The sequence below is a fragment of the Sphingobium sp. B12D2B genome (assembly GCF_025961775.1).
Classification (GTDB): Bacteria; Pseudomonadota; Alphaproteobacteria; order Sphingomonadales; family Sphingomonadaceae; genus Sphingobium.
Genome location: NZ_JAOQOH010000001.1, coordinates 1,594,230 through 1,606,314 on the forward strand (window position 1 = coordinate 1,594,230; position 12,085 = coordinate 1,606,314).

13 protein-coding genes and 1 tRNA gene are annotated in these 12,085 nt (G+C 62.9%); 6 read left to right on the plus strand and 8 right to left on the minus strand.

The genetic code is table 11. From position 1 onward, the window contains the following. Window positions 1–94: 94 nt before the first annotated feature. Both M2335_RS07585 and pcaD read right to left on the minus strand, forming a co-directional pair. Window positions 95–1,096, minus strand: coding sequence for an isopenicillin N synthase family dioxygenase (locus M2335_RS07585; RefSeq protein ID WP_264594295.1), 1,002 nt, complete (start codon window positions 1,094–1,096; stop codon window positions 95–97). A 160-nt stretch (window positions 1,097–1,256) separates the two neighbouring features. Continuing rightward, complete coding sequence (pcaD, locus tag M2335_RS07590) at window positions 1,257–2,024, minus strand: 3-oxoadipate enol-lactonase (protein ID WP_264594296.1); 768 nt, start codon at window positions 2,022–2,024, stop codon at window positions 1,257–1,259. Window positions 2,025–2,215: 191 nt separating this feature from the next. On the opposite strand from pcaD, the gene M2335_RS07595 reads away from it, so the two are divergent. Further along, a complete protein-coding gene (locus M2335_RS07595; protein ID WP_264594297.1) occupies window positions 2,216–3,115 on the plus strand; it encodes an isopenicillin N synthase family dioxygenase in 900 nt (299 codons plus the stop codon). Window positions 3,116–3,231: 116 nt separating this feature from the next. Here M2335_RS07595 and M2335_RS07600 read toward each other — a convergent pair. Continuing rightward, window positions 3,232–3,308: transfer RNA gene (locus M2335_RS07600), tRNA-Pro, on the minus strand. Between the two features lie 302 nt (window positions 3,309–3,610). Here M2335_RS07600 and yajC point away from each other — a divergent pair. The 5 genes from yajC to M2335_RS07625 all read left to right on the plus strand — a co-directional run bounded on the left by yajC (window position 3,611) and on the right by M2335_RS07625 (window position 7,647). Continuing rightward, window positions 3,611–3,943, plus strand: coding sequence for a preprotein translocase subunit YajC (gene yajC, locus M2335_RS07605; protein ID WP_264594298.1), 333 nt, complete (start codon window positions 3,611–3,613; stop codon window positions 3,941–3,943). A gap of 6 nt (window positions 3,944–3,949) precedes the next feature. After that, the gene (gene secD, locus M2335_RS07610; protein WP_264594299.1) at window positions 3,950–5,548 is read left to right on the plus strand and encodes a protein translocase subunit SecD; all 1,599 of its coding nucleotides are present in this window, start codon (window positions 3,950–3,952) and stop codon (window positions 5,546–5,548) included. 12 nt (window positions 5,549–5,560) lie between these two features. Continuing rightward, window positions 5,561–6,535 carry a protein translocase subunit SecF gene (secF, locus tag M2335_RS07615; RefSeq protein WP_264594300.1) on the plus strand — a complete coding sequence of 325 codons (975 nt, stop codon included), beginning with the start codon at window positions 5,561–5,563 and terminating at the stop codon, window positions 6,533–6,535. A gap of 34 nt (window positions 6,536–6,569) precedes the next feature. Beyond that, window positions 6,570–6,950 carry an Mth938-like domain-containing protein gene (locus tag M2335_RS07620; RefSeq protein ID WP_264587421.1) on the plus strand — a complete coding sequence of 127 codons (381 nt, stop codon included), beginning with the start codon at window positions 6,570–6,572 and terminating at the stop codon, window positions 6,948–6,950. A 169-nt stretch (window positions 6,951–7,119) separates the two neighbouring features. After that, on the plus strand, window positions 7,120–7,647 hold the full coding sequence (locus tag M2335_RS07625) for an exonuclease domain-containing protein (protein WP_264594301.1): 528 nt from the start codon (window positions 7,120–7,122) through the stop codon (window positions 7,645–7,647). Between the two features lie 46 nt (window positions 7,648–7,693). Here the strand turns inward: M2335_RS07625 and M2335_RS07630 are convergent, their stop codons facing one another. The 5 genes from M2335_RS07630 to M2335_RS07650 all read right to left on the minus strand — a co-directional run bounded on the left by M2335_RS07630 (window position 7,694) and on the right by M2335_RS07650 (window position 12,084). After that, on the minus strand, window positions 7,694–8,629 hold the full coding sequence (locus M2335_RS07630) for a hemolysin family protein (RefSeq protein ID WP_264570674.1): 936 nt from the start codon (window positions 8,627–8,629) through the stop codon (window positions 7,694–7,696). Window positions 8,630–8,637: 8 nt separating this feature from the next. Beyond that, window positions 8,638–9,180, minus strand: coding sequence for an rRNA maturation RNase YbeY (gene ybeY / locus M2335_RS07635; protein ID WP_264570673.1), 543 nt, complete (start codon window positions 9,178–9,180; stop codon window positions 8,638–8,640). Continuing rightward, entirely contained in the window at window positions 9,173–10,168 is a 996-nt protein-coding gene (locus tag M2335_RS07640; protein ID WP_264575570.1) for a PhoH family protein, read from the minus strand. The genes ybeY and M2335_RS07640 overlap by 8 nt, the downstream gene beginning before the upstream one ends. Before the next feature lie 386 nt (window positions 10,169–10,554). Next, window positions 10,555–10,950, minus strand: a complete 396-nt coding sequence (locus M2335_RS07645; protein ID WP_264594302.1) for a nuclear transport factor 2 family protein — start codon at window positions 10,948–10,950, stop codon at window positions 10,555–10,557. Between the two features lie 99 nt (window positions 10,951–11,049). Next, complete coding sequence (locus M2335_RS07650) at window positions 11,050–12,084, minus strand: rod shape-determining protein (RefSeq protein ID WP_264585283.1); 1,035 nt, start codon at window positions 12,082–12,084, stop codon at window positions 11,050–11,052. Window position 12,085 lies beyond the last annotated feature (1 nt).

Here is a 12,085-nt window from a genome sequence, read left to right on the forward strand (position 1 = left end):
ACATTGCGCCCGGCAGGCTCAGGCTTGCCGGGCGCGATTGCGTTCTGGCATCAGCCACACCGCGACCGTCCGCGCGTGACGTGACTCGCGGCGCCTATTTCTTGTCGTCGAACGGTATGTAGACCGAAGATTTGTAGAACCGCCCAAGCAAGGCGCCGACATGGACCGGCGGAAACTTCGCTTCACCGTCACGCGCCACCAGTTCCTCCAGCGGCTCGACAACCACGTCGTGATCGGCGTTCCAGAAGAACGGCACCGACAAGCGCTCGACGCGCGAGGTATTGCGCACGCGGTGAAGCGTCGAACGATAGCGCCCGTTCGACCACCACATCATCATGTTACCGATGTTGACCGTGAAGGCCCCAGGCACCGGCGGGGCGGAAATCCAGCGCCCGTCCAGCGTCTTGAGTTCAAGCCCGCCAATCTCACCCTGGGCGAGGATCACGAGCGGACCTTCGTCGACATGGGCGCTCAAATTCTTTATTTCGTTGCCTGCGCCTTCGGGGAGAGAAGGGTAGTACATCAGGCTGATCTGCGAGGTTGAGTTCTGGAAGTAGCGGTCGAAACGGTCTTCCGGCAGGTCCAGCCCAAGGGCGAAGGCGTGGATCAATTCCTTCGCGAGATGCGACATTATGTCATAATAGGTCATGCAATCCTTGTCGAAGTTGTCGACCTTGGATGACCATCTGTTCTGCTGGTAGAAGGGGTTCCCGGTTTTGAGCAGCGGGTCGTCAGGGTCGAACTCTCGCTGGATGCGATACTGCTCAAAGACCCGGCTATTCGCGTTCAGCTTCTCCCGATCCCCCGCATAGATCCAGCCCCGGTTGAGTTCGTCGTTGACGCGCACTTCCTCCTTATCCTCCATCGGCAAATGGAAGAAATCCGTCGCTCGGTCGAAGACGGCCTGTCGCATCTCGGTCGGCACGCCGTGGCCCGTGAGGTAGAAGAACCCCATGGTGGCGCAGGCCTCGGCGATCTGTCGGGCCACCTCACGCCGCGCGTTGGCGTCGCCGTTGAGGAAAGGCGAAAAGTCGATCAGCGGAACTTGGGAAAGTTCTACAGCCTGTGCGATCAGGCGGTCTTCATCCTGAATCATAGCGTCCATTCTCGCTCACCCATTTTTTTGCACCTGGAATTCCGGTGCATAAGGTGACAGGCCAAGTCGGAAGCAGGTAATGCTATTCCCGTCCGGTTTGCTTGCGCGAATTGCAACGCGTCAGGTTGCGCCACGGCTAGGCTTCGCTGGGCCGGCGACCTCATCGCGCAGCTGGATCGACGGCTTGATTGCGCTCGATATGGGTGAGGAGCGCCTCGGTGAAGGCTTCAGGGTCCTCCCTAGCAGAGATATGTCCTGCATCGAGCAGAACAAGCTGCGCGCCGGGAATGCCGGATGCCAGGGCTTCACTGTCGGAAGGCGGCGTGGGCACATCGTTCCGGCCGGTCATCACCAAGGTCGGGACGGCGATCGATGCGAGATCCCGTGTGAAGTCGCAATCGCGCAAGACCGCGCAGCATCCGGCGAAACCATGCGCCGGGGTGGCGAGGAATGTATCGCGAAACTCAGCGATTGTCGCCGGATCGCTGCTGCGGAACTCGTCGGAGAAGAATCGCAGAAGCGACATGTCGACCAGAGCTTCCATCCCGCCCGAAAGCGCAGTGTCGATCCGTTGCTGCCAGCCTTCCACCGTTCCCAGCCGGGCCGCTGTGTCGCATAGCGTCAAGCTGGCCAGTCGTTTCGGCATATTAAGGGCCATGAACTGGCCCATCGTTCCGCCAAGTGACAGTCCACACAGATGCGCCCGTTCGACCCCAAGCGTGTCCAATATGGCGCACGCGTCACCCGCAAGCTGCTGGACGCTGTAAGGCCCTTCGGGAGCATCGCTCGCGCCATGTCCGCGTGTGTCGTAGCGAATGATGCGGTATCGGTCGTTGAGGTCTGCTGCTTGCCGGTCCCATAAGGTCAGATCGCAACCGACGGAGTGCGCAAAGAGGATCGCTGGTGCATCTTGCGGACCCTCGACCATGACATTCAGCCGGGCCTGATCGAACGAACGGATAAACGGCATAAGGGACTCCTTCCGTCCCAGTTCGCATATTGCTGATCAACCCGCTGTTTCAAAAGCGGTACGGTCACCATGCCCAAATTGCACAACCGGCCTCTTCGAGATGAGGCTAACTTGGCTGCGCTGGTATCTATGAAGATGGGCATCCTTAGATGAGTGACTTTGCGCTTCCGATCATCGATCTGTCGGCACTGGAAAGCGACGATACCAGCATAAGAAGGACCGCAGTTGAGCGCCTGAAACAAGCGAGCCTGCAGCACGGCTTCTTCTATTTGGTCGGTCACGGCCTCAGCCAGGAGCGTCTGGGCTTGGTGCTGAAACACGCCGAATCCCTGTTCGCCCTGTCGGAGACCGAAAAACGCGCCATTGCAAACGAGGGAACGCCGGGTGGGCGCGGGTATGCGCTGATGGGCGGTCGCACCAGCGAAGGCGCGCTCCAGCAACCGCTGAAGGAAGAATATTATCTTGGGCGTGAGGACGTGCACGAGCCTGCCAATCTGTGGCCGGCCGGGCTTCCTGCTTTCAAAGCTTTCATGCTCGTGCATGTTACTGCCATGCACGATATCGCCCGGCGGCTCATGGCGGGCTTCGCTGTCTCGCTCGATCTGCCGCGCGATTATTTTTCGGCTTTCTGTAAGGACCCAATCGCTGCTGTGCGGCTCGTCCATTATTCCGCTGCCGCCTGCGGGGCAGGGGCGCATTCCGACTTTGGAAGCCTGACTTTGCTCGTTCAGGATGATGTCGGCGGCCTGCAGGTGTTTGATCGCGATGCCGCAGGCTGGATCGACGCTACCCCCTTGCCGGGGAGCCTCGTCGTCAACGTTGGCGATCTGTTCGAGCGCTGGACCAATGGCCGGTACAGATCTTCGGTTCACAGAGTGGTGAACACGGCAGGTGTGGATCGATATTCTGCGCCATTCTTCCTGACCGGTGCGCCGCAGCAGGAAATCGCGTGCCTGCCTTCCTGCCTCGCTGATGGGGAAGTGCCGCTCTATCCGCCCATAGCGGTCGCTCAGCACCTGAAAAACGGCTTTGAAGCTCAGGGGTTTTGAAGTCTGGCGGTCAGCGAACGACCTGTAACGCCCTCTTGAAGGCGGCGTTCAAGGCTCGCCCAAACGCTGCCGCGCGAGGTGTCACGCGGTCAGTCCAGCCATGTTTGTAATTGATTTGGTCGGGACGAGAGGATTCGAACCTCCGACCCCCACACCCCCAGTGTGATGCGCTACCAGGCTGCGCTACGTCCCGACCGGAGGTGCGCTCCTAGGCGTATCGCGCGGAAGTTGCAAGGTCCGTTGGCGCCTCCTTGCGCATGATTTTTCATTTTGCTGGTGGCCGGCAGGCGGGGCGGGGTGACGGGGCGATTGTTCGGCGCGCTTTGCTCGGCCGGCGCGCGGCGCGGCGGTGGCGCGGGGGAAGGGCGCCCGGCGATCTCGGTTGCCTGCACCGGGGCGATATGCTAGCCGCGCGCCCTTGAAACAGTGTGCGTGAGGCCGCATCTGCGGGGCGCGCTGTCATCCATCTGCTGATTGCCCTGCTCAAGGATCGCAATGTTCACAACTTTTGCACTCGCCGCCGCTGCACCAGGCTCTTCGGGAATGGCCAGCTTCATGAGCTTCGTTCCGCTGATCCTGATCTTTGCGGTGTTCTACTTCCTGCTCATTCGTCCGCAGCAGCAGCAGATGAAGAAGCATCGTGCCAAGATCGGCGCGGTCAAGAAGGGCGATCAGGTCGTCACCGGCGGCGGTCTTGTCGGCAAGGTGGCCCGGGTGGACGACACCTATGTGGACGTCGAGCTCGGCCAGGGCATCAAGGTGAAGGCGGTCAAGGCGACCCTGAGCGATGTCGTCGATCCGATGACCGCCAAGCCCGCGAACGACTGACGGGCCATGCTCGACTTTCCCCGCTGGAAGATCTGGCTCGTCCTTGTGGCGCTGGTCGTCGGCAGCCTGTATGCCGTGCCCAGCTTCCTGCCCGACCGGACTTATTCGCAATTGCCGCGCTTCATGCAGGCGCGCGTCAATCTGGGCCTCGACCTCTCCGGCGGAAGTCACATTCTGCTCGAGGCGGACACGAAGGACGTGGCGCGCCAGCGCATTCAGAATATCGAGGAAGCGATCCGCGTCGATCTACGGCGGGCTGATAGCCGCATCGCCATTGGCGAGATGTCGACGCAGGGCAATGCGCTGCGCTTCATGGTGCGCGATGCCTCGCAGGTGGATGCCGCCGTCGAGCGCATCCGTCCGCTGACGCGCGGCGCCGGCCTCACGGGCCAGCGCGACTTCGATGTGCAGGTGCGCGATGGCAGCACCATCGTCGTGACGCCGACCGAGGCCGGCATCAACGCAGCCGTCGAGAGCGCCATGGAAGTGGCGACGGAAGTCATCCGCAAGCGCATCGACGAGATGGGCACGCGCGAGCCGACCATCATCCGCCAGGGCAGCAATCGCATCGTCGTGCAGGTGCCGGGCCTTCAGGACCCCGCTCAGCTCAAGGATCTGCTCGGCCAGACCGCGCAGCTTGAGTTCAAGCTGGTCGACACGACGGCCAATCCGGCCGACTTGGCGCGTGGCATCGCGCCGGTGGGCAGCGTGCTTGTGCCGTATCCAGACAATCCACTCGGCCAGCCGGTCATCGCGGTGAAGCGGCAGACCATGGTGGCGGGCGATGAGCTGATCGACGCCCAGCAATCCTATGATCCCAAGACCAATGCGCCGGTGGTGAGCATCCGCTTCAATAGCTCGGGTGCCAACAAGTTCGCGCGCACCACGCAGCAGAACGTGAACAAGCCGTTCGCAATGATCCTCGATGGCACGGTGCTTTCGGCGCCCAACATCAACGAGCCCATCCTCGGCGGATCGGCGCAGATCAGCGGCAACTTCACCGTGGAAAGCGCCAACCAGCTGGCGATCGCGCTGCGCTCCGGCCAGCTTCCGGTGAAACTGACGGTGGTGGAAGAACGTACGGTCGGGCCGGATCTTGGCGCTGATTCCATCCGCAAGGGTATCATCGCCGGCGGCGTGGCAACGGCTGCGGTGCTGCTGATCATGGTCATGGCTTATGGCCGCTTCGGCATCTACGCGAACCTGGCACTGATCTTCAACGTGCTGATGATCGTCGGCATCATGGCGCTGTTCAATGCGACGCTAACCCTGCCGGGCATAGCCGGGTTCGTGCTCACGGTCGGCGCGGCGGTGGACGCCAACGTGCTGATCAACGAGCGCATCCGCGAGGAGCAGCGACGGGGGCGGAGCATCATGCAGACCGTCGAGACAGGCTATAAGGAAGCGCAGCGCGCGATCTTTGACGCCAACACGACCAACGTGATCGCTGCCGCTTTGATGTTCTACTTCGGCTCCGGGCCGATCAAGGGCTTCGCAGTCGTGCTCACCATCGGCATCTTCACCTCGGTCTTCACGGCCGTGACGGTGACGCGCCTGTTCGCTTCCTTCTGGCTGCGCAAGCGGCCGACGACACTGACGATCTGAGGGACAAGACCAATGCGCTTGCTCAAGCTTGTCCCGGACAACACCAACATCGGCTTCCTCAAATGGCGCCATGTCGCCATGGCGATCAGCATGATCTCGATCATCGCGTCGATTGCCCTGGTGGCCACGCGCGGCCTCAATCTGGGCGTCGATTTCGTCGGCGGCCAGATGATGCGGGTCACTTTCTCGCAACCCGTCAATCTCGATGCGCTGCGCGGCACCGTGGATGCGGCGGTGAAGGGGGAGGCGAATATCCAGCAGTTCGGCTCGGCGAAGGACGTCTCGATCCGTACCTCCTTGCCCGAGGGTGGCGAGGATGCCGCGAACCAGGCTGCCGAGCGGCTTAAGGCGGCGATCCTCAAGGCCCATCCCGATGCGGTGTTCGGCAGTGTCGATACCGTGTCCGGCAAGGTCTCGGGCGAACTGTTCGAGACTGGCGCTTGGTCGATGTTCTTCGCGATGCTGGCGATCTCCATCTACATCTGGTTCCGCTTCGAGTGGCAGTTCGGTCTCGGCGCGCTGTTTGCGCTGTTCCATGACGTGGCGCTCACCTTCGGGCTGTTCGCGCTCACCCAGATGGAGTTCAACCTGAACATCGTCGCGGCCCTGCTGACGATCATCGGCTATTCGCTCAACGACACCATCGTCATCTATGACCGTATCCGCGAAAATCTGCGCAAATATCGCAAGATGGAGCTGGTTCCGCTGCTTGACCTCTCGATCAACGAGACGCTCGCACGCACGGTGATGACCTCGCTGACGATCATCATCACACTGGTGGTGCTGCTGCTCCTCGGGCCGGAAGTGATCTTCGGCTTCACCGCCGCCATGTTGTTCGGCATTTTCGTCGGCACCTATTCGTCGATGTACATGTCCGCGCCGCTGCTGGTGTGGACCAAGGTCGGCTCGGACAGCTTCGTTGCTAAGGCGGGCGGTCAGGTGGCCGGCGCCGAGCGGACCCTCAAGAACGAGACGATGCCGCGCTGATCTCGCGGCATCCGTCGGGCGGGGAGGAAAGAGCATGGAACTGCTCCGCGACGAGAAGCCCGCGGGCCCGGTCATCACCGGCTTTGCCGGGCGCGGCTTTCGCGTGCGCGATCATGTGTTCGACAGCGGCATCCTGATCGATCCGTCTGGCGTGGTCCCGTGGGACGCGCCGGCGATCATCGACCAACTGACGGTCGAGATGCTGCGCCCGATCCTGGATCTCGACCCGCCGGCGGAATTTCTCCTGCTCGGCACTGGACCCAGGCTGGTCAGGCCCTCGGCAGCGTTCGTCCGCGCCATCGAAGCCATGGGGATCGGCGTCGAAGCCATGGACAGCCGCGCGGCGGCTCGCGCGTGGGGTGTGCTGCGACAGGAAGACCGGCAGATCGTCGGAGCGCTGCTCCCGCATCGATGAGCAAGCGACCAGCCTGCGCCCGAAGCGCCGGGCAGGACGCGAATTCTTAACCTCAGTCCGCTAGACCTGTTTCCAGGATCAGAAAAGGCAGGAACAAAATCCGGCAACGGGCGTCCTGTACGGGTGAGGATGGAGCGTGATGGGGCAGCTCCTTATGTGAGTATGTCGCATGGCCGTCATCGCCGTTGATTTTGAAGCGTCCTGCCTGCCGCAATATGGCCGGTCTTTCCCCATTGAAGTCGGCATTGCCAGCACCGAAGGCCGGAGCCGATCCTGGCTGATCCGTCCTCATGCGGACTGGGCCGACTGGCAGTGGAGCGAGGAAGCCGAGAGCCTGCACGGCATTTCGCGTGCGCAGCTGGAGCGCGATGGGCTAGATGCCCGCTGCGTCGCACGGCAATTGCGCGCGGCCGTGGCTGGGCATGAGGTGATTGCCGACAGCTATTTCGATGATGCGTGGTCGCGCACGCTCTTTGCTGCAGCGGGCGAACCCACATATCTGCCGATCCGCTGTCTCGCCGAGCTTCGCCTCTTTCACGATACGGACCGCACGGTCCTGACGCGGCTGCTCGATGCAGCCGATCGTCAGCGCGCGCGGCGCCACCGCGCCGAGGATGATGCGCGCTGGCTGGCCCAGCTCATGGCGGGTCTGATTGCCGAGAGCGAAATGGCCAGACCAGCGGTGCGCGCCGCTTAAAAGACTGCGCCGAACTGGCCGCCAGGGATCGTCCGGCAGCCTCGGCCTACTGCTCCAGATCGTCGGCCAGTGCCTCGGGCGGATGCAGGCGCACCCGCGCGACATGGCGCGGATTGGCCTCGACGATTTCGATGCGCCAGCCACTCGGCTCATGCTCGATGATTTCGCCGGTCTCCGGCACGCGCCCCGCGATCACAAAAGCCAGACCGCCAATGGTGTCGACGTCGGAGTCGACCTCGGCAAGGCGCGGATCGATGGTCCGGGCGATATCTTCCAGCTCGGCGCGGGCGTCGGCATCCCACATGCCATCTTCCAGCGGCACCAGCAGTGCCTCCGGTTCCTCGTCATGCTCGTCCTCGATATCGCCGACGATTTCCTCGACGAGATCCTCGATGGTCAGCAGACCGTCCGTACCGGAATATTCATCGAGCACGATGGCGAGGTGCGTGCGCTTGGCGCGCATTTCGGCGAGCAGGTCCAGCACGCCCATGCTCTGCGGCACATAGAGCGGCTGACGGATCAGCGTCTCCAGCGACTCCGGGTGCGCTTCTCCGCGCGCCAGAATGGCGAAGGCATCGCGAATGTGGATCATGCCGGTGACATGATCGAGCGTGTCCTTGTAGACGGGGATGCGGCTGTGGCCGGCCTGAGCGAAAAGCGCCATAAGCTCCGTAAAGCTGGCATCCTGCGAAATGGCGATGATGTCCGCGCGGGGCACAGCGACATCGTCCACCGTATGCTCGCTGAAATGCAGCATGTTGCGGAGCATCTGACGCTCGATCGGGGTGAGGTCGCCCTTACGGGACGTCTCATCTTCCTGATCGTCATATTGCTCGATGACGCTCTCAAGCTCGTGCCTGAGGCTGGTCGATCCATTATCGCCGAAAAGCAGGGCTTTGAGGCCCTGCCATATTCGTCCGCCTTCGCTGCTACTACTACTGTCGCCCTCTTTGGAGGGGGACGGTGCGGATGTCTCCGACATCTTCTGGATCAATTCCCTGTTTCGTCAATCGGCCCGGTCATGCCGGGCTCGCGATCCCCATATGGATCATCAATGCCCAGCGTTTCAAGGGCTCGTATTTCAAGGCGCTCCATCGCCTCGGCCTCGGCATCATTTTCATGATCGTGGCCGAGCAGGTGGAGCGTGCCGTGAACGATGAGATGTGTCGCGTGATTTTCCAGCGAAACCGCGCGTTCCAGCGCCTCGCGGGCGCAGGTTTGGTAGGCGAGGATGATGTCGCCGAGCAGCACCTCACCATCGTCGCTATTTTCGATGGATTCTATGAGATCGCTCTGGATCATCGGAAAGGAGAGGACGTTGGTCGGCTTGTCCTTTCCCCGGAAGGAGGCGTTGAGCTGCTGGACTTCGGCATCGTCTGCCAGCCGGATGGAGAGTTCGACGCAAGCATCGCTGTCGATGATCACCGATTGCGAGGTTTGCGCGAGCGCGGCGCGCACCGCCCGATCAGCGAGCGCGTTCCAGTCGGTCTTCTCGGCCCATTCCGGGCTGGCCTCGGTCAGCACTTCAAGCATTCGGGCCCTCATAAGCCGCGACGATCCGTCCGACGATGGGGTGGCGCACCACATCGGCCGTGGTGAAGCGGGTAACGGCGATGCCTTCAATGCCCTCCAGCCGCTCGACCGCATCGGCGAGGCCCGATGCGCCGGGCTGCGGCAGATCGACCTGCTTGGGGTCGCCGCAGATCACCATGCGGCTGCCTTCGCCAAAGCGGGTGAGGAACATCTTCATCTGCGCAATGGTAGTGTTCTGCGCTTCATCGAGGATGATGAAGGCATTGGCGAGCGTGCGGCCGCGCATGAAGGCGAGCGGCGCGACCTCGATCTCGCCCGAGGCGATGCGCCGCTCGACCTGCTCGGCGGGGAGCGTGTCGTAGAGGGCATCGTAAAGCGGGCGGAGATAGGGGTCGACCTTCTCCTTCATGTCGCCCGGCAGGAAGCCCAGGCGCTCGCCGGCCTCGACGGCGGGGCGCGAAAGAATCAGGCGGTCCACAGAGCCGGTGATAAGCTGGCTCACTGCCTGCGCCACAGCAAGATAGGTCTTGCCGGTGCCGGCCGGCCCGAGGGCGAAGATCAACTCGTTGCGGGCCAGCGCGTCCATATAGACGCCCTGATTGGCCGAACGTGGCACGATGGTCTTCTTCCGGGTGCGGATCATCACCTTGGGCGGCTCCGACACATCATGCCGGATGATGCCATCGAGCGTCGGCTCGGCGGACATGGCGATCACCGCCTCCACCGCGCCGCTGTCGACCGTCTGGCCGGCGGCGAGGCGATTATAGAGCCCCTGCAGGACATCGCGCGCGCGGGCGGCGCCTTCCGCATTCCCCTCGATCTGCAGCTTGTTACCCCGTGCGGAGATGTACACGCCGAGGCGGTTCTCGATGGCTACAAGGTTCTGGTCATATTCCCCGAATAAGGCGCCGAGCAGAAACGGCTTGTCGAAGACCAGTTCGAGGCGGGCCCGTTCTCCGGCCTGGGCGGGCACGGGGCGCTTAGGCAAGCGGGCGACCAAGCGGTCGACTCAGGGCGCGGGGCGCGATGAGAGTGTCTGTCATTGCCAAGCTTCATGCCAGAAGGGCGGGGGGAGCGACAAGCGCGAAGTCTCGGCGTTGAGGAGAAAAGAGGGGGGCGGATTTGCGCCGCACAAATGGTGGCGATGTCGTTGGCTCGTCCCTCTCCCCTTGAGGGAGAGGGATGCGCAGGCTTGGCAGCGGGCTGCCTAGCCGAAGCTGGGAGAGGGTTATGCGATCCGCCGGATCGCGCTGATCGGAGATCCGCCGCCCCTCATCCAACTGCGTCTACCCGCCTGACGGCGGCAAGGCTGCGTATCCTTCTCCCGCAAGGGGAGAAGGGGGCATGGCTGGACGCAATTCGTCGTCCGATCCGCTAACTTTGCGCCGAATCCCAATGCTCCACGATCAAGCCATCGCGAACGCGGTAAGTATCGTACCACCAGACCGGCGTGAGCCGCTTGGGATCGTGCGGGTCCGGCAAATGCCGCTGGAACATGAGCTGGACGAGGTCGCCCTCGGCGAGGACGAACTCGAACCGGGTCAGCGGATAGGTGCCGGGCTCCAACGGCTGCATGTCTGGAAATTCGGTGCGCAGGAAGACGATGAGTGCGGCCAGTCCCTGGCCGATGCCGGGCGAATGCTGGATGTAATCGGGCGCGATATATTTGCCCGCAGCCTCGATGTTGCGGCCGTCGATGACGTCGTGCCACATCGCCAACACAAGTTGCTTGTTGGCCGTGAGCGCGGCAGCTTCCGGCGATTGCGCCATATCCTCTCCCCAGCAGTGTCGCCCAGGACTAGCGGGTTCCACCGACAGGGAAAATGGCGATTGGAAGGTGCGCCCGGGCACATGCTCGGGCGCTGAGCCTCAGGCCGGGGCCAGCACGCCGTCGTAGATCGAATCTTCCAGCGCCCGACCGGCGCCCATCGCCACGCACATCAGCGGGTTTTCGGCGATCTTCACGGGCAAGCCGGTCGCGACCGCAATGGCCTCGTCCATGCCCCGCAGCAGCGCGCCGCCGCCGGTGAGGGTGATGCCCTCGTCGATAATGTCGGCGGACAGCTCTGGCGGGGTTTCCTCCAGCGCGGTCATCACCGATCCGACGATCTGGTTGATCGATTCGCGCAGGGCCTCGGCGATCTGGGCTTCACTGATCTCGATCTCGACCGGGCGGCCATTGACCAGATCGCGCCCGCGCACGCCCAGGGCTATGCCGGCGCCGTCGGGCGTCATCGCATTGCCGATCTGCTGCTTGACGCGTTCGGCCGTTATCTCGCCGATCATCAGATTATGATGGCGCCGGACGTAAGAGGAGATGGCTTCGTCCATCTTGTCGCCGCCGACACGCACCGAGCCGCTATAGGCGATGCCGCTCAGCGACAGCACGGCCACCTCGGTGGTGCCGCCGCCAATGTCGACGACCATGGCGCCAATCGGGTCTACCACCGGTAAGCCCGCGCCGATTGCGGCAGCCATTGGCTCCTCGATGAGTTGCACATCGGCCGCGCCAGCGCGCGAGGTGGCGTCGCGGATCGCGCGGCGCTCCACCATCGTGGCGCCGGAGGGCACCGCGACGACGACGCGGTTGCGGCCCATGCGCGCGCTGCCCAGCGCCTTGTCGATGAAATGCTTAATCATCTGCTCGGCGATTTCGATGTCGGCGATCACGCCATCGCGCAGCGGACGCAGGGCGCGGACGCCTTCCGGCGTCTTGCCCAGCATCAGTTTCGCCTCATTGCCGACGGCCTTGATATGGCCGACGCCCGCGATCGTCTCGATCGCGATGACGGACGGCTCGTTCAGGACGACGCCCTTGCCGGCGACGTGAACCAATGTGTTGACGGTGCCCAGATCGATGGCGAGATCATGGCCGGAAAAGCTGAAAAAGCGGGAAAACTTCATA

What these genes read in the sequence shown, in the direction of transcription:
- secD (WP_264594299.1), top strand. Translation starts at nt 3,950, where the DNA reads ATGCTCGACTTTCCCCGCTGGAAGATCTGGCTCGTCCTTGTGGCGCTG.
- M2335_RS07595 (WP_264594297.1), top strand. Translation starts at nt 2,216, where the DNA reads ATGAGTGACTTTGCGCTTCCGATCATCGATCTGTCGGCACTGGAAAGC.
- M2335_RS07630 (WP_264570674.1), bottom strand. Translation starts at nt 8,629, where the DNA reads ATGTCGGAGACATCCGCACCGTCCCCCTCCAAAGAGGGCGACAGTAGT.
- M2335_RS07625 (WP_264594301.1), top strand. Translation starts at nt 7,120, where the DNA reads ATGGCCGTCATCGCCGTTGATTTTGAAGCGTCCTGCCTGCCGCAATAT.
- M2335_RS07585 (WP_264594295.1), bottom strand. Translation starts at nt 1,096, where the DNA reads ATGATTCAGGATGAAGACCGCCTGATCGCACAGGCTGTAGAACTTTCC.
- secF (WP_264594300.1), top strand. Translation starts at nt 5,561, where the DNA reads ATGCGCTTGCTCAAGCTTGTCCCGGACAACACCAACATCGGCTTCCTC.
- M2335_RS07650 (WP_264585283.1), bottom strand. Translation starts at nt 12,084, where the DNA reads ATGAAGTTTTCCCGCTTTTTCAGCTTTTCCGGCCATGATCTCGCCATC.
- ybeY (WP_264570673.1), bottom strand. Translation starts at nt 9,180, where the DNA reads ATGCTTGAAGTGCTGACCGAGGCCAGCCCGGAATGGGCCGAGAAGACC.
- yajC (WP_264594298.1), top strand. Translation starts at nt 3,611, where the DNA reads ATGTTCACAACTTTTGCACTCGCCGCCGCTGCACCAGGCTCTTCGGGA.
- M2335_RS07620 (WP_264587421.1), top strand. Translation starts at nt 6,570, where the DNA reads ATGGAACTGCTCCGCGACGAGAAGCCCGCGGGCCCGGTCATCACCGGC.
- pcaD (WP_264594296.1), bottom strand. Translation starts at nt 2,024, where the DNA reads ATGGTCGAGGGTCCGCAAGATGCACCAGCGATCCTCTTTGCGCACTCC.
- M2335_RS07645 (WP_264594302.1), bottom strand. Translation starts at nt 10,950, where the DNA reads ATGGCGCAATCGCCGGAAGCTGCCGCGCTCACGGCCAACAAGCAACTT.